This is a genomic window from Acidimicrobiia bacterium (assembly GCA_036271555.1).
Lineage (GTDB): Bacteria > Actinomycetota > Acidimicrobiia > IMCC26256 > PALSA-610 > DATBAK01.
The window spans coordinates 16,832-42,770 of the sequence record DATBAK010000020.1 but is presented as its reverse complement, the minus strand read 5'-3'; the positions used below and the strand labels follow the sequence as shown (position 1 = coordinate 42,770).

Here is a 25,939-nt window from a genome sequence, read left to right as displayed (position 1 = left end):
CCGCAGCGGCCGCCGACAAGCTGGCCCACGACATCGTCGTCCTCGATGTCGGCGACATCATCTCGATCACCGACTACTTCGTGATCGTGAGCGGCGGCAACACCCGGCAGGTCCGCACCATCGTGGACGCGGTCGAGGCGCAGCTGCACCAGCGAGCCGGCGTCGGGCCGCGCGCCGAGGAGGGCCGCGACGGCTCGTCGTGGGTGCTGCTCGACTACGGCGACATCGTGGTGCACGTGTTCCTCGACGAGACCCGCGAGTACTACGGGCTCGAGCGGCTGTGGGCCGACGCACCCCGCGTCGTCTGGGACTCCGCGAACGCCGCGTCGCAGTAGAGCTGTCGCCTCGCGTCGACGCCGCGTAGTCTCCGGTGCACGCAGCGCGGTGCCGGAGGGGACGCGATGACGGGGCGACGGGGGCTTTCGGTTCGGATCGGCGCGCTCGTCGCGGTGATCTCGGTGATCGCGGCGGCGACGGCCGCCGGTGCGGCACCCGCGCCGACGTGGAACGAGGTCACGAGCCCCCACGTCAGCGGCAACTCGAGCGAGATCGACGCGATGGTCACGACCGGCACCGACGACCTGTGGGCGTTCGGGTTCGACCGCGCCAACATCGCGGGCACCTTCGAGTGGCGCGTGCTCGGCGAGCACTGGAACGGATCGACGTGGACGCGCCTGAACACGCTCGATCGCGAGACGACGCCGGCGCACGACTTCATCGACGGCGCGGCGGCGACCGGGCCGAACGACGTCTGGATCGTGGGTCACTCGGACACGGCACCCGGGAACCAGGCGAGCCGGAACCTGGTCGAGCACTGGGACGGCGCGCACTGGACGATCGACAACACCGTGCCCGACCCGGGCGTGCGCCGCGAGTTGCTCGCGGCGTCGGCGAGCGGGCCCGGCGACATCTGGGCCGTCGGTGACGCGACCAATCCGGAAGTCTCCGACTACAACGCCATGGTCCTGCACCGCTCCGGCGGCACGTGGTCGCAGGTGCCGTTCGACCTCACCGTTCCCGGCTGCAACGCGGCGTCGCGCGGTGAGCTCGAGGCCGTCGACGCGGTCGGTCCGACCGACGTGTACGTCGCGGGCTGGTGCCAGTCGCAGCCGATCGGCCGCGAGCGGGGGTTCGTCGCGCACTGGGACGGCGGGTCGTGGACGCTCGTGCTGCGCGCCAACGGCGCGGCCGAGCTCAAGGAGCTCGCCACATACCACGGCGAGGTGTGGGTCGCGGGCAACACGTACTTCCGCGGCGAACAGGATGCGACCTTCCCGCTCGTGTTCCACGGAACCGCGGCCGCGGGCTTCACGCAGGTGCCGGTCCGCCATTCGCCGCACTTCGGCGGGCCGGTCGGCGCGCTCTCCGTCGGCCCCGGCGGTGTGTTCATCGCGGGTCAGCTCACGGCGACGCCGCACGGCAATCCGACCGCGAGCTTTGCGCTCCATCTGCTGCCGAACGGGAAGTGGCGCAAGGAGCTCGTCGGCACGAACAGCGGCGGTTACGCGCGGCTGCACGCGGCGGCGACCGAGCCCGACGGCACGAGCTGGTTGGGTGGCCTCGGGGTCGGCGGCACGAACCTCGACCCGGTCGCACTGCTCGATCGTCGCAGCTGAGCGTGACGCCCGGCGCGATCAGCGGCGCCGGGCTCGCACGACGATGTCGGCGATGTGCGGTGTGTCGGGAGGCGGGTCGACGCGCGGCTCGACCGTGTGCAGCTCGAGCGTGAAGTCGTCGCCGAGCAGACCGACGAGGTCGTCGGCGCCGACGTAGTCGTCGGGGTCGTGGCCGCGCGACTTCATGTGCGCGCGGTGCTCGTCGTCGAGGTCGTGGTAGACGGCGAGCAGCACGCCGCCGGTCTGCACCGCGGCGAGCAGCGTCCGCACGGCGGCGTCGCCCGCGGCCTTCGGCAGCGCGGGGTACTGCATCGACACGAGGTCGAACGCGCGTGCCGGCAACTCGGTGGTCTGCTGCGCGTCGCCGCAGATCCACTCGACCGCGGCGCCCGCACGCGCCGCGGCGGCGCGAGCGCGGTCGATGGCGACGTCGGACACGTCGATCGCGGTGACCGTCCAGCCCTTCTGCGCGAGCCAGATCGCGTCGGCGCCCTCACCGCAACCGACGTCGAGCGCGCGACCGGGAGTCAGCCCTTCGAGCTCTGCGACCAGCCGTCCGTTCGGGCGACCGCTCCACATCGCGTCCTTCTCGCCGTACCGCGCGTTCCATTCGGCGGTCTGGTCGGTCCGATGGTCGGGCATTCCCGAACCTCTCATTCTTCCGGCGGGGCCGGCTGCTGGTTCCGGAACTGCGTGCGGTAGAGCTCCGCGTACAGCCCGTCGGCCGCGAGCAGCTCGGTGTGGGTGCCCCGCTCGACGATGCGGCCCTCGTCGAGCACGAGGATCACATCGGCTTCCCGCACCGTCGAGAGCCGGTGCGCGATGACGATCGACGTGCGCCCCTCGAGCGCGCTCGCGAGCGCGTGCTGCACCGCGAGCTCCGACTCCGAGTCGAGGTGCGCGGTCGCCTCGTCGAGCACGACGATGTCGGGCGCCTTGAGCAGCAGCCGCGCGATCGCGATCCGCTGCTTCTCTCCGCCGGAGAGTCGATAGCCGCGGTCGCCGACGAGGGTGTCGAGTCCGTCGGGCAGCGACTCGACGAGCGGGAGGATGTGCGCGGCGCGCAAGGCCTCCGTGATCTCGGCGTCGGTCGCGTCGGGCTTCGCGTAGCGGAGGTTGGCCCCGAGCGTCTCGTGGAACAGGTGCGCGTCCTGGGTGACGACGCCGATCGCGGCGCGGATCGACGGCAGCGTCGCGTCGCGCACGTCGACACCGTTGATGCTCACCGCGCCCGCGCGCACGTCGTACAGCCGCGGCACGAGGTGGCTCAGCGTGGTCTTGCCCGCGCCGGAGGGCCCCACGAGCGCGACGAGCTGCCCGGGCTCGGCGCGGAACGACACGTCGAAGAGCACCTGCTGCGTCGGCGACTGCTCGAGCACTGCGACCGCCTCGAGCGAGGCGAGCGAGACCTCCTCGGCGCGGGGGTAGCGAAAGTCGACGTGCGAGAACTCGACGGTTGCGGGCCCGCGCGGCACGTCGACCGCGCCCTCGTGCTCCGCGATCATCGGCGGGAGGTCGAGCACCTCGAACACCCGGTCGAACGACACGAGTGCCGTCAGCACGTCGACCTGCACGTTCGACAGTGCGGTGAGCGGTCCGTAGAGACGCGCGAGGTAGGCGGTGAGCGCGACGACCGTGCCGACCTTCAGCGTTCCGTGCGCGGCGAGCACACCTCCCCAGCCGTAGACCAGCGCGGTCGCGAGCGACGCGGTCAGCAGCAGCGACGCCATGAAGATGCGCGTGTACATCGCCTGGGTCACACCGATGTCGCGCACGCGCCCTGCGCGATCGGAGAAGACGCGCGACTCCTCACGCGGGTCGCCGAAGAGCTTCACGAGCAGCGCGCCCGACACGTTGAACCGTTCGGTCATCGTCGTGTTCATCTGCGCGTTGAGCCCGTACGACTCGCGCGTGAGGGCGGCCATGCGGCGACCCATCCAACGTGCGGGCAGCATGAACACGGGCAGCAGCGCGAGCGCGACCAGCGTGATCTGCCACGACAGCACGAACATCGCGACGAGCGTCGCGGTGACCCCGACCGCGTTGCCGACGACCGACGAGAACGTGTCGGTGAACGCCTGCTGGGCGCCGAGCACGTCGTTGTTGAGGCGCGACACGAGCGCGCCGGTCTGCGTGCGCGTGAAGAAGGCGATGGGCATCTCCTGCACGTGGCTGAAGACCTGGTGCCGCATGTCGAAGATGAGGCCCTCGCCGATGCGCGCGGAGACCCAGCGCTGCCAGAGGGAGAGGCCGGCGTCGATGACCGCGAGGCCCGCGACGAGGAGCGCGAGGTCGACGATCAGCGACGTGTCGTGATTGAGGATCCCGTCGTCGATGATCGCCCGCAGGATGAGCGGGTTGACCACGCCGAGCGCGGCGTCGGCGAAGATCAGGCCGAGGAAGGTGAGCAGCAGGAACCGGTAGGGACGGGCGAAGCCGGCGATGCGGCGGACGATCCCGCGGGGCAGCTTCTCCTCGGTGACGCTCTCGTCGCGGCGCAGCGACCGGAGGACACCCCATCCGCTGGGGCCGGCGCCTCGACCGCCTCCGCCCCCGTGACCCATCGGCATGCCCATCGCCTCACGTTCCCACAGCCATGGCCATCCCCCGGACCTCGGTCGCCGCACGAACGGGCGGGTCGCCCGGCCGCCCGCCCGAGCCGGGCGCCGAGGTGTCGGCCGCGGCGAGCGAAGCGAGGCGACCAGTACACGCAGCGCCGATTTTTGACACGGGCCGGTCACGTTTTGCTCTCCGGAGCCCGATATACGGAGATGGAACGCGCGCGGGTGGCGAAGGTGCGCGAGGCGTTGGCCATGACCGTCCTCGCGCTGGCCGCCCTCCTCGCGCTCGACGTCGGCGGCGTCGACGCGGGCGTGCCGATCGCCGTGCTGGTCGCGGTGGTGCTCGGCGCGATCTCGCTCTCGATCGTGACCCAGCACTCCGAGCGCGTCCGTGAGGCGCTGCCGGTGAGCGTGCGCGTCGGCCTCCAGGTCGTCGGCACGACCTGCGTCATCTTCACGACCGGATGGGGGTCGATCCTCTCGGTCGGCTACGTGTTCTGCGCGGCCCAGGCCGTGGGCGCCGACGGATCGGAGGCGGTCTTCCCCGTCACGATCTGGACGCTCGTCTGCCTCGCGCTGGCGCAGGCCGGCGTCGCGCTCGGCTGGTTGCCGAGCATGATCAGCCGCGTCGACAGCACGGGCATCGCGGGGCTGATGGCGGTCGGGCTCGTGTTCGTGATGCGCATCCTCTGGGTGCAGGCGAGCGAACGGGAAGTGGCGATCAAAGGGTTGGCGCACAGCGAGGACCGCTTCCGCCGACTGCTCGCGAACGCGGCCGACGCGGTCGTCGTGCTCGACCGCTCGGGACGGATCGTGTTCGCGACCGACGCGATCGAGGCGCTGACCGGCTACGCGGTCGAGGAGCTCGTCGGAAACCTCGAGGCCAGCGACATCGTCGAGCCCGAGGACTCGGATCTGTTGCGGGTGCAGCAGCGCGCCGAGCTCTTCGAGGAACCCGGGAGCACCCTCCGATCCGACATGCGGATCCGGCACCGCGACGGCCGCATCCGGTGGTGCCAGGTGACGGTCACGAACCGGCTCGACGACCCCGTCATCGAGGGCATCGTCGCGAACGTCCACGACATCACCGAGCGCCGCGAGGCCGAGGCCGGCGTCGCCGCGGCCCAGGAGCGCTTCCGCTCGCTCGTGCAGAACGCGGCCGACGGGATCGTGATCCTCGGTGACGACGCGCGCTGCGCGTACGCCAGTGCGTCGTACGAGCGGATGACCGGCTACACGAGCGCCGAGCTGATCGGGCGCCCGATGCGCGACTTCGGGCACGCCGACGACCTGCCCGCGATCTCCGCGGCGTGGAGCCGCATGCTCGAGCATCCCGACGAGACGACGACCGTCGAGGCGCGGGTGCGGCACGCCGACGGCCGCTGGCACTGGCAGGCGATCTCGATCTCGAACCGTCTGGCGGACTCGTCGATCGGCGGGATGATCCTCAACATCCGCGACGTGTCGGAGCGCCGCGCGCTCGACGACCTGCTCGCCGAGGAGTCTCGTGTTCTCGAGATGATCGCGTGGGGCGAGCCGCTCGAGGTCGTGCTCGACCGCTCGGCATCGCTGACCGCGCTCTACACGGATGCGCGCTACTGCCTGATCCGTCTCTTCGACGGCGACACGCTGCGGCTCGCGGCCGCGCCCGGACTCCCGAGCGATGTCTTCGAGCAGATTGCGGAGATCACCGTCGACGATCCGCTGCCGTCGGGACGCGCGGCGAGCGCGCGCGACGAGGTGTTCGACCTCGTGTCGGCCGACTCACCCCGTCATGAGCTGGCCGAGTCGATCGGGATTCGCGCGAGTTGGAGCATGCCCGTCGAGCTGCCGAACCGGAACGCGGTCGCAGGCACGCTGACGCTGGTGTTCGATCGCACCGATGTCGACTGCGAAGCGCACCGTCCGATCGTCGACCGGGTCGTGTCGCTCGCGGCGGTGGCAATCGAGCAGGCCCAGGCGCGCGAGGAGCTCGAGCACCGAGCGTTCCACGACGAGCTCACGGGCCTGCCGAACCGCGCGCTGCTGAACGACCGGCTCGCGCACGCGCTCGCGCGATCGCCGCGGCAGGATCACGCGGTCGCGGTCGTGTTCTTCGACCTCGACCGGTTCAAGCTCGTGAACGACAGCCTCGGCCACGACGCCGGCGACCGGCTGCTCGTGCAGGTCGCGAAACGACTCCGCGGTGGTCTGCGCGCGACCGACACCGTCGGCCGGCTCGGTGGCGACGAGTTTGTCGTGCTCGTCGACGACATCCAGAACGACGACGACGCGCACGCCGCGGTGCAGCGCGTCGTCGACATCCTCGAGCAGCCCTTCGAAGTCGACGGCGAGACGATCTTCGTCAGTGCGAGCGTCGGCGTCGCGGTCGCGCGTGACGTCGCGCAGCTCACCGACGTGCTCCGTGAAGCCGACGACGCGATGTACCGCGCGAAGCAGCGCGGGCGCGGCAGCGTCGAGTACCAGTCGACGAACGGTACGACGAGCATCGCGAACCCGCTCGCGCGCATCACCGCGTTGCACCGCGCGCTCGAGCGTGACGAGCTCGTCGTGCACTACCAGTCGATCGTCGACATCGCGTCGCGCCAGCCGATGTCGGCCGAGGCGCTCGTGCGCTGGAACCACCCGGATCTCGGCCTCGTGCTGCCCGGCGAGTTCATCCCGCTCGCGGAGGACACCGGCCTGATCGTGCCACTCGGCTGGCGCGTGCTCGAGCACGTGCTGCGGCGGTTGCGGCATCGTCCCGACCTCAACGTGTCGGTGAACGTGTCGGCGCGGCAGCTGTCGGAAGCCGACTTCATGCCCCGCCTCACCGAGATGCTCACGTCGGTACCCCGCAACCTGCTGACGCTCGAGATCACGGAGAGCCTGCTCATCGACGAGCCCGAGCGCGTCGCGGCGACGCTCGCGGAGCTCGCCGACCTTGGCGTGCGGCTCGCACTCGACGACTTCGGCACCGGCTACTCGAGCCTCTCGTACCTGAGCGCGCTGCCGATCCACCAGCTCAAGATCGACCGCAGCTTCGTGGCCGGCCTCGGCGAGCGCGAGGACTGCGAGACGCTCGTCAGCGGCATCATCCACCTCGGGCACGGACTCGGGCTCGAGGTCATCGCCGAGGGCGTCGAGACCGCGCAGCAGGCCCAGCGGCTGCTCGACCTCGGCTGCCGGCTCGCGCAGGGCTACTTCTTCGGCCGCCCCCAGCAGTGGAACCGCAACGCGGTCGCGTCGCCCGTGGAAGCCATCCGCCCGATCCTGCGCTTGGTGGATTCGCAGACGGCGTGAGTGGTTCCTCCCCGACTGGCCGGAGGCGCGGGGGAGCGGTCACCATCGGGGCCATGAGTCTCTCCGACGAGTTGATCGCCGCGAACGCGCGCTACGTCGAGCATGGATTCCCGGGTGCGCGGCCGCTGCGGCCGCGCCGCGCGCTCGCGATCGTCGCGTGCATGGACAGCCGCATGGATCTCTTCGCGCTGCTCGGGCTCGAGGTCGGCGACGCGCACGTGCTCCGCAACGGCGGTGGGGTGATCACCGACGACGTGATCCGCTCGCTCGCGATCTCGCAGCGCAAGCTCGGCACGAAGGGCATCGTGCTCGTGCACCACACGGACTGCGGGATGACGAAGCTGCGTGACGACGAGTTCGCGTCGGAGCTCGAAGCCGCGACGGGGGAGCGGCCCGGCTTCGCGATCGAGGCGTTCCAAGATGCCGACGCGAGCGTGCGCGAATCCATCGCGCGCTTGCAGCGGTCGCCGTTCGTCGTCTCCGACGACGTCGCGGGGTTCGTGTTCGACGTCGAGACCGGGCGCATCCGCCCGGTCGCGTGATCGGTCGGGACGGTCGCGATTGAGGTGCCGTCGATCCCTCCGAGCGGTATTGGAGGCTCGTCGAACGCGAGCGGCGCTTGCCCCGAGGGCGGGCGTGGATGAGAGTGGCGCATGCCCAATGCGCTCGTGACGGGGACCTCGACCGGCATCGGCGAGGCGTGTGTGGTGCGGCTCGCCGAGCGCGGGTGGCGGGTCTACGCGGGCGTGCGCAAGCCCGAGGACGGTGACCGGCTGCGCGAGCGCGCCGCCGGCGATGTGCGGCCCGTCCGTCTCGACGTGACCGATCGCGAGCAGATCGCCGACGTGGTCGCCGAGATCCAGGGCGAGATCGCGCGTGACGGGCTCCAGGGTCTCGTGAACAACGCCGGGGTCGGCGCGGGCGGTCCGGTCGAGTACCTCGACGACGCCGACTGGCGGGGTGTGTTCGAGGTGAACCTGTTCGGTGTCGTCGCGATGACGAGTGCGGCGATGCCGTTGCTGCGCGCGGGTTCGGGTCGCATCGTGCACATCGGCTCGATCGGCGGGCGCGTCGCGTCGCCCGGGCTCGCGCCGTACAGCGCGTCGAAGCACGCGCTCGAAGCGCTCGCCGAGACGCAACGCCACGAGCTCGCGCGGGCCAAGACGAAGGTGCGCGTCGCGCTCGTGGAACCGGGCGCGGTCGCGACCGCGATCTGGGAGAAGGCCGACACGACCGTCGCCGACCTCGAGCGCCGGCTCGACGGCGAGGGCCGCGATCGTTACGGCTGGTTGCTCGACCAGTCGCGCGGCTTCATCGACGAGAGTCGCGAGCGCGGCGTACCGCCGAGCAAGGTGGCGGACGCGGTCGAGCACGCGCTGACGGCACGGCGTCCGAAGGCGCGGTACCTCGTCGGCCCGGACGCGCGGCTGTTCGGGCACGTGCTGCGGCTCGCCCCCGACCGCGTGCGCGACGTCATGGTCGGTGCCGGCGCCCGCCGCTGGGAACGCCGCGGCCGCAAGACGCAGCGCCGATAGCCGCTACTTCTCGACACTGAATGCCCGTACGGGCCATTGGATGTCGCAAAGTGGAGGGCGAGCGTGCGAGACGCGGTTCCGTTCCGCGAGGACGGGCGGGTCGCGCTGCGGCCGGCCCGAGGTGGGACTGAGGCGTCGAGGCGGGCGAGCTTGCGAGCCCGACCAGCGAGCTCAGATCTCCAAGGGCTCGTAGTTGAGCTGTTCGATGAGGTGCACGAGGTCGGTCGGCGCGACACCCTTGCGGACCCGGCGCACGAAGAAGAGCGCCATCACGAACAGGCTCGCGGCCGCGCCCGCGATCGAACCGAGCTCGACCCGCAGGAACAGCTCGTGCGTCGAGACCGCGGTCGCGACGAGGAACGTGATGAGGCCGACGAGCCACGCGTACATCGTGAGCGCGTGTCCCGAGAGGGCAATGATCGCCTGCGACATCGTGAGCGAGAGGATGAACAGCCCGCTGCCGGTTGCGAGCAGCGCGACGTCGCCCCGACCGAGGTTGAACTTCGAACCGAACAGCAGCTTGCCCGCCCACGGTCCCGCGACCCAGCCGCCGGCGACACCGAGCACGCCGATGCCGACCACGACGTACACGAGGCGGCGCACGCCGACTCGGAACTCGTCGCTGCGACCCGCGCTCACGAGCGACGTGAGTCCCGGGAGCAGCGCGGCCTGCACGGCCTGGAAGAGCACGATCGGAATGCGCGACAGGAAGAGGCCGACGATGAAGTCGGCGACCTTCGTGCGCTGTGCCTTCGTGGCGAGCGCCTGCGCACCGAGGAACGGCGCGTACCCGAGCACCTGGGCGAACAGTGATCCTCCGAGCAAATACCCGAGGTTCGCCGAGATCTCCTTGTAGGGCGCGGCGGGGCCGGGCTGCATGAGCTCCTTCGGTCCCTTGAGCGCGATCGCCGTCGCGAGCAGTGGTGGGACCGCGAGGCAGAGGCCGAACCACACCGGGTCCTTGGAGCCGACGATCGCGAGCGGGATGCACGGCAGCAGTCGCAGCATCGCCTCGGCCGCCATGCTGACGCCGTACGCGCCGAAGTGTCCGGTGCCCGCGAACGCGCCGCGCGCGAGGTACTCGACACCGAACGTGTACAGCGCGATCACGAGGCACACGACGAGCCCGACGTGCCCCGCGAACAAGCGCGACACGAGCGACGTCGTGAAGGCGACGACGAGCACCGCGACGGTGATCACGACGGCGAACCAGGCGCCGACCGTGCCGGCGCGCTGCACGATCGGCGCGCCGCCGAGCCCGTGCACCTTGCGCGCCGCCATCGCGCGCCCGACTTCCTGCTCGAGCGGCAGGAAGATGCCCGGAGCGAGCACGAACACGACGACCCAGAGCGTGTTGAGCGCTCCGTAGTCGAGCTTGTTCAGGTTGCGGAACGCGAGGATCTGGAACGCGTAGGTGGCGATCCCCGCGACGACCAGGCCCGCGCCGACGGCGAACGTGCCCTGGGGGACCGGTGCGCGCGCCGCGAGGCGCCGCCCGCGCTCGAGCCGGGACAGCGGAGCGGACTCGCTCACGGCGCCGCGACCGCCGTCATCGCTCTCCATCGAGATGGCGCTCCGCCCGCCGGGCCGGGTGTTCGTCATGGGGGTCCAGGGCTGCGACGCTACGCGATCGGCGCAGGGGAGGACGATTGGGCTCCGGCGCGCGGTCGCGCCGCGCCGGGTCGCGGCTCATGAGTGTCCTATCGGAGCGCGCCCGGGCGCGCGGAGCAGATGCGCGGCGCCGTCCGCCCCGCCGCGCCCGAGCGATCAGGCCGAGGCGGTCGCCGGCTGGTCCGTGCCGCAGTAGCGGCACTTCGCGGCCCCGCGGGGCAGGTCGTCGGAGAGGCAGGCGGGGCAGGTCTTCACCGGAGCCGGCTCACCGAAGACGCTCGCGCCGCTCCGCGCCATGACCGCCTTGTACGGAACCACGATGAAGAAGTACAGGACGGCCATGAAGACCACGAAGTAGACCGCCGCGGAGATGAGCGAGCCGATGTCGACGAACGTCTTCGGGTTGTTCTTCTGGCCGAGCTGAATGCCGAGTCCGATCCCGCCGCCACCCTGGAAGCGGTTCAGGATCGGCGTGATGATCGTGTCGGTGAACGCCTTGATGAGGGTGCTGAACGCCAGTGCCACCATCAAGCCGATGGCGACGACGACGACGTCACCGCGCATCAGGAAGTTCTTGAACCCCTTGACCATGGTGGGCCTCCTCGACTTCCGCCCGTCGGATCGGACGAGGCGGAATGTACCGGTGGCCATGCCGGAACGCTCGTGCCGGCTCACATTCATATCGTGCTACGATATGAATCGTGAGCTCGGAATCCCATCCGTTCCGCGCGCGCGGCCGGTGGATCTTTGCGCAGACGTTCGCGAATCCCGCGCGCCGCGTGTTCTGGATCACGCTCGCCGCGGGACTGCTGGGGGGCGGCATCGGTGCCGCGTACCTCGCGCTGCTGCACCTCTTGCAACATGGCCTGTGGCCGACGCACTCGGGTCTCCTCGTTCACGGCTGCATCCTCGTCGGCATCGGGGTGTGCGTCGTCGTGCTGACGCACGCGCTCGGTAACGGCGGCAACGTCGAGCTGCTCGTCGACAACATCCACGTGTCGGGTGGTGCGGAAGACCTGCGCGACCTCCCGGCGCTCATCCCGATCTCGTTGCTGTGCATCGCCGCGGGCGGCGGACTCGGTCCCGAGGCCCCGCTCGTGCAGACGACGGGTTCGGTCGGCTCCTGGGCGGCGAACCGCTTCTCGCTCGACACCGCGAGCGTGCGCGTCGTGACGATCACCGGGATGGCCGCGGGCTTCACCGTGCTGTTCGGCGCGCCGCTCGGCGCCGCGGTGTTCGCGTGCGAGATCCTGCACCGGCGCGGCCTCGAGTACTACGAGGCGCTCATGCCGGCGGTGTTCGGCTCACTGACGGGTTACGCCATCTACATCCTGATCACCGGAGTCGGCCTGAAGCCGGTGTGGCAGCTCCCGGCCGCGGGCGCGGTGCACGGTGGTGATCTGTTGTGGGCGGTCGCGTGCGGTGTCGTCGGCGCAGTGATCGCGACCGCGTTCACGTATTTGAATCAACTGCTGCGCGCCGTGTTCGAGCGCGTCCCCGACATCAGCCGGCCGGTGATCGGCGCGGTCGTGCTCGCGTTCCTCGCGTGGATGTCGCCGTACGCGCTGACCTTCGGCGAGGCGCAGCTCGGCCACCTCACGACCACTTCGCTCGCGCTCCACATCCTCCTGCTCGCCGTGCTCGCGAAGCTGCTGGCTTCGAGCGTCACGTTGTCGAGCGGATGGAAGGGCGGCTTCATCATCCCGCTCTTCTTCATGGGCGCGTGCCTCGGACAGGCGGGTCACATCGTGTTCCACGACACGAACGAAGCCGTGCTCATGGCCGCGTTGATGGCGGCCTGCAATGTCGGCGTCACGAAGACACCGATCGGATCGGTGCTCGTCGTGACCGAGATGGCCGGCGTCGCGCTGCTGCCGACGACGCTGATCGCGGCCGCGGTCGCGCTCGTGCTCACCTCGAACGTGGCGCTCATCGAGAGCCAGCGCCGCCGTACGGATACCTCGACGGGCACGACCTACGACCCCGAGCCCCTGCATCCGGACGACTGATGACGCGTCGTCGCACCGCCGAGCTCTCCGACGCCGAGTACCACGTGCTCGCGCGCTTCCGGCGGGCGCTGCGTCTGTTCCTGCACTTCTCCGAGGACGCGGCGCGCGCCGCCGACCTCACGCCCAACCAGCATCAGCTCATGCTCGCGATCCGCGGGTTCGACGACGGCGCGCCGACGGTGTCGGACGTCGCCGACTGGTTGCAGCTCCGTCATCACTCGGCCGTCGAGCTCGTCGATCGCGCGGTCGAAGCCGGTCTCATCGAGCGCCACACCGATGCGCGCGATCGGCGGCGGCAACGGCTCACGCTCACCGCGCGCGGCGAGCGCGCGCTCGCGCGGCTCTCCGCCGCCCATCGCGAAGAGCTGCGCCGCTTCCGCGAAGAGATGGCCGACCTCCTCCACGAACTGGGCTGACCGCCTAGATTGCGCGCCATGGAGCGGGTCGTGATTCTGGGGGCCGGCTTCGCGGGGCTGGAGCTGGCGACGCGATTGTCCGACGAAGTCGCCGACGAGGTGGAGGTCGTGCTCATCGACGCAGCCGACGCCTTCGTGTTCGGCTACTCGAAGCTCGACGTCATGTACGGACGGCAGACGCGCCAGGCGGTGCGCATGTCGTACTCCGACATCGACAAGCCGTCGGTCACGTTCAAGCAGGAGAGCGTGACCGCGATCGATCCGGAGCGCCGAACGGTGACGACCGATCGCGCAACGTACGACGCCGACGTGCTCGTGGTCGCGCTCGGCGCCGACATCGTGCCGGCACGCACGCCCGGCCTCGTCGAAGGCGGTAACGAGTTCTACACGGTCGCGGGTGCGGAGCGGTTGCGTGAGGTGATCCCGCGCTTCGACCGCGGCGACGCGATCGTCAGCGTGCTCGGGCCGTTCTTCAAGTGCCCGGCCGCACCGTACGAGTGCGCCATGATGCTGCACGACCACCTCGAGTCGCGCGGTGTGCGCGGCGCGACGACGATCAAGGTGCTCACGCCGATGGGGATGCCGATCCCCATCTCGAAGGAAGCTTCCGGTGGGATCCTCGGTGCGCTCGCGGCGCGCGGCATCGAGTTCTGCCCGGAGACCGTCGTCACCGCGCTCGATCCCGCGACGCACACTGCGACGCTCCGCGACGGACGCACGCTGAACTACGACCTGTTCCTGGGCGTGCCCGTGCACGAGGCGCCGCCCGTCGTCGTGGAGTCGGGGTTGACCGTCGACGGCTGGATCCCGGTCGACCCGAAGACGTTCGCGACGCGCTTCCCCAATGTCTACGCGGTGGGCGACATCACGAGCGCGCCGGTGCCGCGCGTCGGTGTCATCGCCGAGGGCGAGGCCGGCACGGTCGCCGACGTGCTCGTGCACCGCTTGAAGGGCGGCGACGAGCCGCCGCCGTATCCGGGTATCGCGACCTGCTACATCGAGTTCGGCGGTGCGGAGGTCGCCAAGTTCGAGGTGAACTTCCTCGGCGGCCCGACGCCCACCGGTGTGTTCCTCGAACCGTCGCTCGAGCTCGCGGAGTCGAAGAAGGACTTCGGCGCGACGCGGCGCCGCCGCTGGTTCAATACGGACTGACGCGCGTCACGGAAGGAAGCCGCCGAAGGTCGTGCCTTCGGCTTCGACCTCGATCGCGTCGCCGTGTGCGATCGGTTGATAGTGGTCGTAGCCGTTGCCGAGCTGGAACACGACCTGCGTCGTGCTCCACGACTGCAGGACGATGCCGATGCAGTCACCGGCCTGCCCCGCCGTCCAGCTCGCATTCGTATCGGCGAACCACAGGCCCGTCGATCCGAACGTGTCGCCGGTGTCGCCACCGAAGCAGTTGATCGCGGAGCCCGTCGGCGCGGTCGCGCCGAGGTTCGAGCCGCTGATCGTGACCGTCGGGGCCGACGTCGGTCCCGTGAACGCGACGCCGTCGATCGTCGGTGGCGCGACGTACGGCACGACGAACTCGCCGATGCCGTGCGGCGATCCGAGACCGGTTGGGCCGTCGTAGCCCTTCGCCGCCTTGCAGAAGTAGAGCGGTGAGCACGCGCCGGTCTTGCCCTTCGTGATGTCGTGCCGCGTGGTCGCGCGCGCCGCGTACGCGGCGGACGCGGGGATCGCGGCACCGCCCGGGTTGTTCGCGAGCCCGTAGAGCGCGGCGGTGATCGGCGACGACACGCTCGTGCCGAACTCGTAGACCCAACCGCCGCTGCCGTAGGTGTCGTAGCTGAGGACGTCGGCCGCGACCGCGCTCACGTCGGCGGTCATGCGGTTCGCGCACCCCGCGTCGGTCTGCCACGCGGGCTTCGGCTCGTACGCGGAGCAGCCGCTGCCCGAACCCTGCGTGATCGGCCGCCCCGGCGTGACCCACGCGGCCTCGGTCCAGCCGCGCGTGGTCGTCGCCGGCGTGAGCTCCGTGCCGCCGACCGACGTGACGTACGGCGATGCCGACGGATACTGCACGCCGCCGCCGTACGCGGCGTCGCCGGAGCTGAACGTGATCGCGACACCGGGGTGATCCCAGTCGCCGTCCCAACCCGTCTCGCCGTCGAACTCGCCCGTGCCCCAACTGTTCGAGACGACCTTGGCGCCGAGCGTCACCGCTTCGTTCTCGGCGGTGCCGAGATCGCCGAAGCCGTTGCTGTCGGCCTCGACGAGGAGGATGTGGCAGTGCGGGCAGACCGCCGACACCATGTCGATGTCGAGCGCGATCTCCTGCGCGTCGCCTGGATCGGCCGCCGGGTAGCTGCCCTGCACGCCATCCTGGTCGACCTTGCGGAAGCAGCCGTTCTTCGTGGTGCACTTCGGCAGCCCGTACGTCGCGCGGTACACGCCGAGATCGGCTTCTGCGCTCGGATCGTCGTTCGGGTCGACGACCGCGACCGTGACGCCCTTCCCGTGACTCGCCGACAACTTCGTGAGGCCGTACGCGGCCTGCAAGTTGCAGGGCGTGTAGCCCGCGGACTCGTCGACCGCACACGTCGTCGTCGAACGCGCGCTCGCCCGCGGTGCGTTCGCAGGCGCGACCGCGAGGTAGCAGTGCGCGCGATGCGTCCCGTGCGCGTTGGTGCACCCCGCGGCGCGCGCCCCGGCACCGGCTGCCTGTGCCGCGGTGCGAGTCACCGTTGGAGTCGCGCCGGCGGTCGACGACACGCCGACCGATGCCGCGAACGCGATGAACACGGCGACCGCCGTCGCCACTGCTGCCCACTTCCGACCCACGCCCCGCTCCCGCTGCGTATCCCACCGCCGCTGGATTCGTGCCGATGCTAAGCCCACGCGTCCGCGTGCGGAGGGGTGCCAGCACGAAACGTCGCGCCGGTCGGCAGTGGCCCGGCTCGAGCCGCGCCGTTAGCCTGGGGCGGTTCCGAGGTGGGGGTGTCGATGCGACGGCTCGTGCTTGCGGTGCTTCTCGGCCTGGCTGCCGTGACCGCAGCGCCGGCGGCAGTCAGCGCGGCTTCGGCCGCCCATGCGCCGGAGTTCGTCGGCACGTATCGGCTCCACGTCGAGTATCCGCCGAACGACTGGCGCGGTCGGGGCCAGATGAAGATCAGAGCCGATGGGACCGGCCTCATCGAGGGTGCTTACAAGTTCGTTTGGTCGAACCAGAAGAACGACATCACGATCTACTGCGAACTGTGCGGCACAACGATGTACGGAACGCTGACGCGGAAAGGCATCTCCCGCAAGAACGTGCCGGGAACGTTCAACGTGCGTGACTTGTACTGGTACGCGGTGAGGACGAACCAGTCGAGCAGCTCCTGATCTGGAATCCGAACTCGGGGGCCGTCGCGAGACCTGCGCCCCTCGTCGCATCCGTCGAGCCCACACTGCGCCGCGACCCGCGGGTCGATCGGAGGCCTGGGTTCGCTCACGCGGCAGCGAGGGCGCGAGCGCGTTCGCGTGCGAGTGCGGCGAGCTCACCGGCTCGGGTGAGGATGGGTGGTGGGCGCTTGCGGGGTCGGCTACTCCCGCGGCAGTTGCCGTCGGGGTCGGAGAAGGTGAGCTCGCCGTTCGGGTCGCCGCGCACGGTCCAGCCGCCTTCGTGCACGAGCTGGTGGTGGCCGCGGCCCCTGCACGCGGCCGAGCCGTTGTCGACATCGGTCAAGCCGCCGAGCGCCCGCTCCTTGCCGTGGTGGGCTTCGCAGTCGCGGGGTGGGGCGTCGCAATCGGGCCAGCGGCAGCCGCCGTCGCGCACCATGATCGCCCGGTACTGGTCGGGCGTGAAGGTCCGCGTCGCGCCACCCATCGCGAGCGGCACACCATCGCCGTCGACGATGAGGAGCTGACCGATCGAATCGCACGCGATTCGCCGCAACATCTCGGGGGAGACGCGGCGGCCGTCGAGCGTCTCGCAGATCCCGACCGCCCCACCGCTGATCGTCTCGACACTCACGACGTAGATGATGTGCGGCCGGTTCGTGCCGCGCGGTTGGCCGTCGAGGTAGTGACGGAAGATCTCCACGATCGCGTCGCTGCGCTGCTGCGCCGGAGTGCGCGGATCGCCGGCCGCGTGGGCCCGGTCGTAACTGCGTTTCAGGGCCCTTCTCCACGATCTCGGCACCCTCGGAGTCGAACGTGCCGTGGAGGAGTCCCATGCCGTCGAGCGCGCGTGAGAACTGCACGCCGCGGCGTTCGTGCTCACGATCCACGGGTGCGGCGCCGTCGCGATCCAACGCGTCATCGAGCGCGTCACGCCATTGCTTCCCCACATTGACGACATCGTCCGGCCGGCCGGCGCGCGCCGTGTCGACCAGCGCGGGCTCGAACACTGCGAACGCCGCGTCCGCGGCCGCGGCGTGGCGCACCCTCGCCAGCGCGGCGACGTGCGAGCTCCCGATCTCCCCGCGCTCCCACGCCGTACTCGCGATCGGCATCTGCCCGAGCTGACGCGCAACCTTCACCCGATGATGCGCCTCACCCGACCCGCAACGCGTGTGCTTCACGAGCACCCCGCCGCGGAACGCGCCCCGTCGAGCGACCACTCACCCGACCGATCGACCTCCGAGAGTCGCCGCGCGAGCTGGGCATCGAGCCGCGCCATCTCCCGCGCCAGCGCGATCACCGACTCACTCTGCGGCGCGGCCTCGATGGCTTCGCCGGCGAGCTCGTCGATCGCGGCGCGTAATCGCTCGAGCACCACCGTTGCCATGCGACGACCATACACGAACACACGTTCGACAACAAGCAAAAACCCAATGAATCCGGGCGCGATGTGCCCGCGGATCAGCGAAGCTCGGGCAGGTGTTGCGGGTCGGCGAGCGCCCCGGCCATGGGGTCGCCGATCGCCGCGATGCGCTCACCGATGTCGCGGATCGTCCAGCGGTCGGGCGTGAGGCCGGGGTCGTCGAGCTCGTCCCACTCGATCGGCGCCGACACCGGGGCACCGGCCGCAGGTCGCGTGCTGTACGGCGCGACGAGCGTCTTGTTGATCGCGTTCTGCGTGTAGTCGAGCCGCGCGAGCCCGTGGCGCGCGTCCTTCTGCCAACTCCAGCTCACGAGGTCGGGCACGGTCGCGCCGACCGCGCGTGAGAGCTGCTCGACCCAGTCGCGCGTCTCGTCGAACGTCGGGCCCGGCTCGATCGGGATCCAGATCTGGATGCCGCGCTGTCCCGTGACCTTCGGGTAGCCGCGCACCGAGAGGTGCTCGAGCGCGGTTCGGTGCAGGCGCGCGAGCATGAGCAGCTCGTCCCACGTCGTGTGCTCGCCGGGATCGAGATCGATGAGCGCGTACGTCGGTTGGTGCGCGTCGAAGACCGTCGACGTCCACGGGTGCAACTCGAGCGCGCCGTGATTCGCAAGCCACGCGAGTGCGGGCGCGCTGTCGGCGACGAGGTACGCCTCGCTCTCACCCGCGTCGGCGTCCTCGTTGCGCCAGCGCGGGATCCATTCGGGCGCGTAGTCGGGCGCAGCCTTCTGCCAGAACCCCTTCGTGCCCGCGCCGTTCGGATAGCGGTGCAGGTTGAGCGGGCGGCTCGCGAGATAGGGGAGCATCACCGGCGCGATCGTCGCGGCGTAGCGCACGAGATCGCGCTTCGTGACGCCCTTGCCGCGACCGCGCGCCGGGAACAGCACCTTGTCGAGGTTCGTCAGCGCGAGCTCGCGACCCTGGAGCTCCCAGTGGCCCTTCGCCCCGAGCGCGTCGAGCGCCGCGAGCTCGTCGTCGGTCGCGCCCGCGAAGTCGGCCGACGCGCTGGTGACCGATCCGGTCGTGGTCCACACGCGGTCGGGATGCGCGGCGACCTCGTCGTTCGTGCGACCACTGATCACCGAGCGCGGATGCGCTTCCGGATCCCAGCCTTCGACCGAGTGGTCGTCCTTCTTGTGCAGGACGAGCCATTGCTCTTTTCCGCCCTGCTCCTTCGTGCGGATGAGCACGATGCGCCCGCGGATCTTCTCGCCGTGCAGCTCCGCGTGCACCTCGCCGGCCTCGACCTCCGCGATCGGGTCGTCGCCCTTGTCGAGCTCCCACGTGCCGCGGTCCCACACGATCACGTCGCCGCCGCCGTACTCGCCCGCGGGGATCACGCCTTCGAAGTCGATGTAGTCGACGGGGTGATCCTCGACGTGCACCGCGAGATGGCGCGCCTTGGGATCGAGCGTGATGCCCTTCGGCACCGCCCAGCTCACGAGCACGCCTGCGGCCTCGAGACGGAAGTCGTAGTGCAGGCGGCGCGCGCGATGCCGTTGGATCACGAAGCGCCACCCGGGCGCGTCGCCGAGCGCGCCCTTGGGCTCCGGTGTGCGCCCGAAGTCGCGCTTGTCGTTGTAGCGGGCCAGCGTCATTGCGTACCTCGCTCGAGCAGGCGTGCGCCGAATCTACGCGCTCTTCCGCACCCGCTTCTTCGCCGGCTGTCGCGTCGCCGCGGTCCGCTTCGCCGGCTTCTTCGCGGCCGTCTTCTTCGCGGAACGTCGCGCCCGCGACGGCTTGCGGTCGAGGCTGGCGCGCAGCGCGTCCATGAGGTCGATCACCTGTGCGGTCTGCTCCTGCGGCTCGGCCTCGATCGTCTCGCCCTTCGACTTCGCCTTGATGATGGCGCGCAGCTGTTCCTCGTAGTCGTCGTGGTAGCGCGTCGGATCCCACGCACCCGCCATCGAGTCGACGATCTGCTTCGCCATCTTCTTCTCGCGCGGCTTCACGCTGGCCGTGCGCGTCGGGAAGACGTCGACGCTCTTGGGTGCCGCGACCTCGTCGGCGAACCGCATCGTCGAGAGCGCGAGGCCTTTGCCGTACGGACGGATCGCGGCGAGGTATTGCTTCTCGCGCATCACGACCTTGCCGATCGCGACGCGTTGCGTGTCGTCCATCACCGACGCGAGCAGCGCGTAACCCTTCGCCGCCCCCTCGCCGTCGGGCGCGAGCAGGTAGGTGCGCTCGTAGTACACGGGGTCGATCTCCGCGAGCCCGACGAAGTCCTCGATGTCGACCGTCTTCGTCGACGCGGGCTGGAGGTCGTCGAGCTCACCCTTGTCGAAGACGACGTAGTGACCCTTGCTCGTCTCGAACCCGCGACGGATGTTGTCGTAGTCGACGGCCTTGCCGGTCTTCTCCGAGACGCGCTCGTAGTGGATTCGCGAGCCGTCGGGCGCGAGCTGGTGGAAGTGCACGTCGTGCTCGTGGATCGCGGAGTACAGGCGGACCGGGATGCTGACGAGCCCGAAGCTGATCGAGCCCGTCCAGATCGATCGAGGCATCTCCGTGCGATACCCGCCCCGCCACCGGTTCAGTCGGGATCGGCGAGCACCTCGGCGATCAGGTGGCGGGCACGCGCGACGCCGAGCGGGTTCGTGTCGCGGTAGTAGGGGATGAAGAGCGCGGCCTGCGAGAGCGCATGACCGCGCCCGCGCGCCCACGTCGCGTCGTCGACATCGACCGCGCGCCGGAAACGCGCGCGACTCTCGCCCGAGAACAGCGCCCACGCGATCATCAGGTCGCACGCGGGATCACCGACGCCGACCGCGCTGAAGTCGATGACGGCGCGGACACGACCGTCGCGCACGATGACGTTGCCGGGGAGCATGTCGCCGTGGAACCACACCGGCGCGCGCCCCCACTCACCCGCTGCGAGCGCGGAGCCCCAGACGCGCAGCGCGGCGTCGACGTCGAGCTCGTCGCGCAGCGCTTCGAGCGCGGCGCGCGTATCGGGATCGCGCGGCGCGAGTGGCGCGCCGCGTTGTCCGGCGCGCGCGGGGAGTCCGTCGGTCGCGTCGATCGTGCGCAACGCGACGAGGAAGTGCGCGACGTCGCGCGCCGCGGCATCGAGACCTTCGACGCGACCGAGCGCGAAGTTCTCGCCCGGGATCCAGCGGTGTACGGCCCACGCCCACGGATAGCCCGCGCCGGGCGCGCCGGTCGCGACGGGTGTCGGGATCTCGAGCGGCAACGACGGCGCGAGACGCGGCAACCACTCGCGTTCGATCTCGACCTGGTGCACGGCCCATCCGATGCGCGGGAGCCGCACGACGAGCTCGTCACCGAGTCGATAGATCGCGTTGTCGGTGCCGGCCGATTCGACGCGCTCGAGCGGCAGCCTCACCCATTCGGGGTACTGCTGCGAGAGCAGCGCGCGTACGAGGTCGTCGTCGATCTCGACCTCGTCGGTGTGCATTCTCGAATGAGACACGGCCGCCGATTCTTCCGCTTCGCCGGCGAAGCGGCCGCCGAATTCCACCGCGTTGCACGATCGGCACAGCCGGACACGAGACGTCACCCGCCCCACTTCGGCGCGCCGCGGGACACGTTTCGAGTGCGCACGGGTGGACTCCGCGTACCGCCGGCGCCTACCGTTTCGACACCAGCACAGGCTGTGCGCCGAAGCGCGCGGGGATCGGCTCTCGCAGTTTGGAGACCCTGGTGAACAACGTCTCGGGGCGGGTTCGTACGCGCCTTGTCGTCGTGGTGACGACGATCACGATCGCAGCGTCGCTGACTGTGGTGCCGACGCGTGCGCGCGCGGTCGAGTCGGTTGCCGAGCAACGCGTGCAGGGCATCGGCGGCCAGCAGCCCGGGCTCGCATACGAGCGGCCGGCCGCGCTGAATCAGGATCTCGGCGCGATGCAGGCCGCGGGCATGACGTGGGTGCGCGCCGACTTCTTCTGGTCGTCGATCCAGAGCCGCGGACCGGGCTCGTGGTACTGGGGTCCGACCGACGCCTTCGTCAAGGCGGCCAAGGCACATCATCTGCACGTGGTCGGCATGCTCGCCTATGCGCCGCGATGGGCGCGCAGCGGTCCCGACGAGCACGACCCGCCGAAGAACCCGAACGACTACGCGAACTTCGCGCGCGCGGCGGCGCGCCGGTACGCGCCGATGGGTGTGCACACGTGGGAGATCTGGAACGAGCCGAACCTGGCGGTGTTCTGGGCGCCGCGGGCCGACCCGGTCGCGTACGCGGCCCTGCTGCGGCGTGCGTATCCGGCGATCAAGAGCGCCGATCGCAACGCCACGGTGATCTCGGGCGGGCTCGCACCGGCGAGGGATCGGGGCAACGACCTCTCGCCGATGTCGTTCATCGTCGCGCTCTACTACCACGGCGCGAAGGGCAACTTCGACGGGCTGGGTCTGCATCCGTACTCGTATCCGTACGCGCCGATGAAGAAGGCGTCGTGGAACGTCTTCTACAACACGCCGACCGTGCACAAGCTCATGGCCGACGTCGGCGACGGCAACAAGAAGATCTGGGGCACCGAGATCGGCTACCCGACGGGTACGAGCTCGAAGGCGGTGAGCGAGCAGACGCAGGCGAACGACCTCGTCGCCGCGATCACGGCTTGGCAGAAGTGGTCGTTCACCGGGCCGATGTTCATCTTCCAGCTACGCGACTCGTCGACGAAGAAGTCGGATCTCGTCGACAACATGGGCATCCTGCGGTGGAGCGGCCAGGCGAAGCCCGCGTACAACGCGATTCGCAACAAGCTGCGGTGACGATCAGGTCGTGACCTGGATCCAGTCGACGAGCATGAACGCGGGCTTCTCGGGTGGACTGATCGACTTCGACACCGCGAGGTTCAGCACGAGGTAGTGCGGGCTGTTCGCGAACGCGCTCGCCGACGCGGTGCCCACCTTCTTGCCGTCGTAGAAGAACGTCAACGACGACCTCGTGCGATCGAGCTCGACCACGTGCCACCCGCCGCGCGTCGAGGTGCACGCGCCCACCGTCGGCCGCGTGGTGTGCACGTGCCAGCAGTCACTGCCGCCGAGCCCTTCGAGCACGTCGATCTCGCCGTCGTTGGGCCAGTGCTGCCCGTTCGTCCAGATGCCGGGCCAGTCGACGGTCGATCCCTGCCCCGGCGGCAGCCACACCCGAGCCTTCAGGTCACCCGTGGTGTAGTGGAACTTGCCGTTCGTGTTCACGAGTCCCGACATGTACGCGCGCCCGAGACAGTTGTGCGGCACCGCGGCGAGCACGAGATAGCTGTTCTTCACGATCGCCTGGCGCGGGTCGTAGCAGTCGTTTTCCTTGCTGTTCACGGGGTTGCTCGGACTGTTGCCGTGTCCGAACCAGCTCGGGTTCCACTTCTTCGCGTCGAGCTTGTTGCCTCTGAAGTCGTCTCGGAAGAGGACCTTCGGCTTCGCGCTCGTCGAGCTCACGGCGTCGGCGAGGCGCGCGCGCACGGCAATGCACGGCGTCAGCCCGACGACGAGAAGAAGAGCGACGATTCGCCACGCGCGAGTCCAACGCGCGTGCGGCTGGATAGAGCTCATGCTGGTATGCCTCCGTGCGCGGATCACCGCGGCCCGCACCGCGTTCTCGGTCCATCGAGCCCGAAGCAGCACCATCCAACTCGCGCCCCGGGGAAGCGCGCCAGTCCTACCCCGGAAATCGCTCCGCATATGCGTGATGTCACGAACGGGTGACGCTCGTGTGGCGGATGACGCGTTGCGATGCCGACGATTGTCTTGCGGCGCGTCGCGACCGCCGACCCGAGCGCCGACCCGCGCTTCGGTGGTACTGCGTTGTCGGCGTACCGCCGAACAACGCAGTACCACGGAGACCGGCGCTACAAGCGCACGACGACGCGCCCGATGGTCGCGCGGCGCTCCATCGCGTCGAGCCCGTCGGGGAGCTCGGTGAAGGGCAGCTCGCGTCCGACGACCGGCCGGACCGCGCCCTGTTCGACGAGGCCGAGGATCTGCCGGTGCGTCTCCTCACCCTGCGCGTGCGACGGGAAGTTGAGACCCGTGAGCTTGCGGAACTCGAGCGCGTCGTCCGCGTAGGCGTGGCACACGCCGACGAGCGAGAAGTTGCCGAAGAGAACGGGTCGCGGCACCACGCCTTCGTCCTCGTGCTCGATGCCGGACGCGAACCCCGCGAGCACGTGGCGTCCGTTGAACGCCATGCATCGGAACGTCTGCACCGTGATGTCGCCGCCGATCGTGTCGAACGCGACGTCGACACCGCGCCCGCCGGTCTCGTCGAGCACTGCGGCGACGAAGTCGGTCTCGCGATGATCGATCGTCACGTGCGCGCCGAGCTCGCGGCAGAACGCGTTCTTCTCCGCGCCACCCGCGACCGCGATGACGCGCGCACCCGCGTGCACACCGAGCTGCAGCGCCGCGGAGCCCGCGCCGCCCGCGGCCGCGTGCACGAGCAGGGTCTCGCCGGGTTGCACGCGTGCGCGTTCGCGCAGCGCCAGCCACGCGAGGTGGAGAGGCATGTAGATCGCGGCGGCGTCGGGCAGCGGCAGCGAGTCGGGCATCGCGAACGTCATCGCGGTCGGCGCGACGACGAGCTCCGCGTAGCCGCCGTACGCGCCGGACGGAATCGCGACGACCCGCCGGTCGCGCCACGTCGACGCACCGTCGCCCGTGCCGACGACCCGCCCGAGCACTTCCATACCCGGTACGTACGGGAACGGCGTGCGGACGGTCGCGTAGCGGCCGTGGATGCCGTCGATGTCGTTGAAGTTGAGCGTGACCGCCTCGACGCGGATGAGCACCTCGTTCGCGCCGGGTTCGGGCGCATCGACGTCGTCGAGGCGCAGCACGTCGCGCGGCGCGCCCGGCTTCGTCGCGAGCCAGGCCTTCACGACAGCGCGGGCCAGAGGTCGCGGTGCACGTCCTCGTAGTCGGCGAGGATCCGGTCCGCAGCGCGCGCGGAGCCGACGACCGGGTCGAGCTCCAGGGCTTGCAGTGCGGCCGCGCGCGAGCCGAGCAGCGCCGCGTCGCTCACGAGCTGCTGGATCGTGGCCTCGGTGTGGAGCGCCCCCGCGATCGCGGTCGGCAGGTCGTTGCTGCGATCGCCGACGATGCCGGTCGCGGTCGCGGTGCCGCTCACCTCGACCGCGCTGTCGTGCGGCAGCGCGGGTACGAGGTCGTCGTTCGGCAGGATCGCCGACGCGATGCGCTCCGGCTCGCCCGAGATCGCGGCGCGCAGGATCGGGCGCAACGAGTCGTCGGTGACCCACGCGAGGAACGGCGCCATGTCGAACGTGCCGGTGAGGATGACGTCGATCACCTCGCCGATCATCGAGCGCATCTTGATCTGACGCGCCGCGATGTCGAGCGGTGCGGCGAACTCGGTCGCGTCGCGGAAGTACTCACCCGCGTGGCTGTCGCTCGTCGCGACCACGGCGTCGAAGCGATCGTGCAGATGCTTCACGAAATCGAACGTCTCACCGTCGCCGTTCTCGAGCGCGCTCACTGCGGCGTGCAGTTGCGGCGTCACGTCCTCGTGGGTCGCGCGATCCCACGCCTCGAGCAGGATCGTGAAGTGATTGAGGCCCGCGGCGCGCGTGTCGACGCGGCGACCCAGCAACTTCGAGAACCGATCGTTCGCGATCTTCACCTCGTGACACAGGCCCACGACGGGTTGGTCGAGGTGGCGACGGAACGCGGTGCAGATCCGCCCTTCAGGATTCGTGAAGTTGACGAGCAGCGCGTTCGGAGCGAGCCGTTCGACGTCGCGCGCGATGTCGACGACGAGTGGGACCGTGCGCAACGCGTGCGCGAGGCCGCCCGGCCCGCCGTTCTCGCCGTAGAGATGGTCGACACCGTGACGGCGCGGGATCTCGAAGTCGAGCAGCCAGCGGTTGACCCGATCGACCTCGACCGACACGACGACGACGTCGGCACCGGGCAACGCGTCGACGCGGTCCTGCCGGCATTCGACGGTGATGCCGCGTCCGGTCGCGGCTTCCATCGCGGCGGCGACCTTCGCCATCTGCTCGAGCGGCGCGCGCTCGAGGTCGACGAGGTACACGGTCGCGCCGGTGAACACCGGGTCCGCGTAGAGATCGTGGAGCGTGGTGAGCCCGAACGACGCACTGCCTGCGCCGATCAGGACGATCGTGGGCGCCTCCCGCACGCGGCGAAAGCTAGTCGTCTTGGCCGTCGACGTGTCTGGG

General features: G+C 70.1%; 22 protein-coding genes and 1 pseudogene. 10 read left to right on the top strand and 13 right to left on the bottom strand.

Going from position 1 to position 25,939, the window contains the following annotated elements; all coding sequences use genetic code 11:
• Positions 1-8 precede the first annotated feature (8 nt).
• Both rsfS and VH914_06880 read left to right on the top strand, forming a co-directional pair.
• Positions 9-335: pseudogene (rsfS, locus tag VH914_06885) on the top strand (ribosome silencing factor).
• A gap of 66 nt (positions 336-401) precedes the next feature.
• On the top strand, positions 402-1,616 hold the full coding sequence (locus VH914_06880) for a hypothetical protein (GenBank protein ID HEX4490914.1): 1,215 nt from the start codon (positions 402-404) through the stop codon (positions 1,614-1,616).
• 18 nt (positions 1,617-1,634) lie between these two features.
• On the opposite strand, the gene VH914_06875 is transcribed toward VH914_06880, so the two are convergent.
• Both VH914_06875 and VH914_06870 read right to left on the bottom strand, forming a co-directional pair.
• Positions 1,635-2,258: a class I SAM-dependent methyltransferase gene (locus tag VH914_06875; protein ID HEX4490913.1), complete on the bottom strand. Its 624-nt coding sequence runs from the start codon at positions 2,256-2,258 to the stop codon at positions 1,635-1,637.
• Between the two features lie 11 nt (positions 2,259-2,269).
• Positions 2,270-4,186 carry an ABC transporter ATP-binding protein gene (locus VH914_06870; GenBank protein ID HEX4490912.1) on the bottom strand — a complete coding sequence of 639 codons (1,917 nt, stop codon included), beginning with the start codon at positions 4,184-4,186 and terminating at the stop codon, positions 2,270-2,272.
• A 243-nt stretch (positions 4,187-4,429) separates the two neighbouring features.
• Between VH914_06870 and VH914_06865 the strand changes: the two genes are divergently transcribed.
• The 3 genes from VH914_06865 to VH914_06855 all read left to right on the top strand — a co-directional run bounded on the left by VH914_06865 (position 4,430) and on the right by VH914_06855 (position 8,994).
• Positions 4,430-7,459, top strand: coding sequence for an EAL domain-containing protein (locus VH914_06865; protein ID HEX4490911.1), 3,030 nt, complete (start codon positions 4,430-4,432; stop codon positions 7,457-7,459).
• A gap of 53 nt (positions 7,460-7,512) precedes the next feature.
• Positions 7,513-8,001 carry a carbonic anhydrase gene (locus VH914_06860; GenBank protein HEX4490910.1) on the top strand — a complete coding sequence of 163 codons (489 nt, stop codon included), beginning with the start codon at positions 7,513-7,515 and terminating at the stop codon, positions 7,999-8,001.
• Positions 8,002-8,112: 111 nt separating this feature from the next.
• Positions 8,113-8,994: an SDR family oxidoreductase gene (locus VH914_06855; protein ID HEX4490909.1), complete on the top strand. Its 882-nt coding sequence runs from the start codon at positions 8,113-8,115 to the stop codon at positions 8,992-8,994.
• 171 nt (positions 8,995-9,165) lie between these two features.
• Here VH914_06855 and VH914_06850 read toward each other — a convergent pair whose 3' ends face one another.
• Both VH914_06850 and VH914_06845 read right to left on the bottom strand, forming a co-directional pair.
• Positions 9,166-10,557 (bottom strand): hypothetical protein, encoded by a 1,392-nt coding sequence (locus VH914_06850; protein HEX4490908.1) that lies wholly within the window; start codon positions 10,555-10,557, stop codon positions 9,166-9,168.
• Between the two features lie 204 nt (positions 10,558-10,761).
• The gene (locus tag VH914_06845; GenBank protein HEX4490907.1) at positions 10,762-11,196 is read right to left on the bottom strand and encodes an MscL family protein; all 435 of its coding nucleotides are present in this window, start codon (positions 11,194-11,196) and stop codon (positions 10,762-10,764) included.
• A 110-nt stretch (positions 11,197-11,306) separates the two neighbouring features.
• Between VH914_06845 and VH914_06840 the strand changes: the two genes are divergently transcribed.
• Genes VH914_06840 through VH914_06830 form a run of 3 tightly spaced genes read left to right on the top strand, consistent with a single transcriptional unit; the run spans position 11,307 to position 14,182 of the window.
• Positions 11,307-12,614, top strand: a complete 1,308-nt coding sequence (locus VH914_06840; protein ID HEX4490906.1) for a chloride channel protein — start codon at positions 11,307-11,309, stop codon at positions 12,612-12,614.
• The gene (locus tag VH914_06835) at positions 12,614-13,030 is read left to right on the top strand and encodes a MarR family winged helix-turn-helix transcriptional regulator (protein HEX4490905.1); all 417 of its coding nucleotides are present in this window, start codon (positions 12,614-12,616) and stop codon (positions 13,028-13,030) included. The genes VH914_06840 and VH914_06835 overlap by 1 nt, the downstream gene beginning before the upstream one ends.
• 18 nt (positions 13,031-13,048) lie before the next feature.
• The gene (locus VH914_06830; protein ID HEX4490904.1) at positions 13,049-14,182 is read left to right on the top strand and encodes an FAD-dependent oxidoreductase; all 1,134 of its coding nucleotides are present in this window, start codon (positions 13,049-13,051) and stop codon (positions 14,180-14,182) included.
• Positions 14,183-14,188: 6 nt separating this feature from the next.
• Here the strand turns inward: VH914_06830 and VH914_06825 are convergent, their stop codons facing one another.
• Entirely contained in the window at positions 14,189-15,793 is a 1,605-nt protein-coding gene (locus VH914_06825; protein ID HEX4490903.1) for a peptidase S8, read from the bottom strand.
• A gap of 183 nt (positions 15,794-15,976) precedes the next feature.
• Here VH914_06825 and VH914_06820 point away from each other — a divergent pair, with 183 nt between their 5' ends.
• Positions 15,977-16,357, top strand: coding sequence for a hypothetical protein (locus VH914_06820; GenBank protein HEX4490902.1), 381 nt, complete (start codon positions 15,977-15,979; stop codon positions 16,355-16,357).
• Between the two features lie 106 nt (positions 16,358-16,463).
• On the opposite strand, the gene VH914_06815 is transcribed toward VH914_06820, so the two are convergent.
• The 5 genes from VH914_06815 to VH914_06795 form a co-directional block, all read right to left on the bottom strand.
• The gene (locus VH914_06815) at positions 16,464-17,156 is read right to left on the bottom strand and encodes a DUF222 domain-containing protein (protein HEX4490901.1); all 693 of its coding nucleotides are present in this window, start codon (positions 17,154-17,156) and stop codon (positions 16,464-16,466) included.
• Between the two features lie 378 nt (positions 17,157-17,534).
• A complete protein-coding gene (locus tag VH914_06810; protein HEX4490900.1) occupies positions 17,535-17,744 on the bottom strand; it encodes a hypothetical protein in 210 nt (69 codons plus the stop codon).
• Between the two features lie 74 nt (positions 17,745-17,818).
• Positions 17,819-19,378 carry a non-homologous end-joining DNA ligase gene (ligD, locus tag VH914_06805; protein HEX4490899.1) on the bottom strand — a complete coding sequence of 520 codons (1,560 nt, stop codon included), beginning with the start codon at positions 19,376-19,378 and terminating at the stop codon, positions 17,819-17,821.
• Positions 19,379-19,411: 33 nt separating this feature from the next.
• Positions 19,412-20,287, bottom strand: coding sequence for a Ku protein (locus tag VH914_06800; protein ID HEX4490898.1), 876 nt, complete (start codon positions 20,285-20,287; stop codon positions 19,412-19,414).
• Between the two features lie 29 nt (positions 20,288-20,316).
• Positions 20,317-21,201, bottom strand: coding sequence for an aminoglycoside phosphotransferase family protein (locus VH914_06795; GenBank protein ID HEX4490897.1), 885 nt, complete (start codon positions 21,199-21,201; stop codon positions 20,317-20,319).
• 245 nt (positions 21,202-21,446) lie between these two features.
• Between VH914_06795 and VH914_06790 the strand changes: the two genes are divergently transcribed.
• Positions 21,447-22,517 carry a cellulase family glycosylhydrolase gene (locus VH914_06790; GenBank protein ID HEX4490896.1) on the top strand — a complete coding sequence of 357 codons (1,071 nt, stop codon included), beginning with the start codon at positions 21,447-21,449 and terminating at the stop codon, positions 22,515-22,517.
• Positions 22,518-22,520: 3 nt separating this feature from the next.
• On the opposite strand, the gene VH914_06785 is transcribed toward VH914_06790, so the two are convergent.
• From VH914_06785 to VH914_06775, 3 genes are all read right to left on the bottom strand, one after another.
• Positions 22,521-23,207 (bottom strand): glycoside hydrolase family 16 protein, encoded by a 687-nt coding sequence (locus VH914_06785; protein HEX4490895.1) that lies wholly within the window; start codon positions 23,205-23,207, stop codon positions 22,521-22,523.
• 386 nt (positions 23,208-23,593) lie between these two features.
• Positions 23,594-24,622, bottom strand: coding sequence for an NADPH:quinone oxidoreductase family protein (locus VH914_06780; protein ID HEX4490894.1), 1,029 nt, complete (start codon positions 24,620-24,622; stop codon positions 23,594-23,596).
• Positions 24,619-25,899 (bottom strand): hypothetical protein, encoded by a 1,281-nt coding sequence (locus VH914_06775; GenBank protein HEX4490893.1) that lies wholly within the window; start codon positions 25,897-25,899, stop codon positions 24,619-24,621. The genes VH914_06780 and VH914_06775 overlap by 4 nt, the downstream gene beginning before the upstream one ends.
• Between the last annotated feature and the right edge of the window lie 40 nt (positions 25,900-25,939).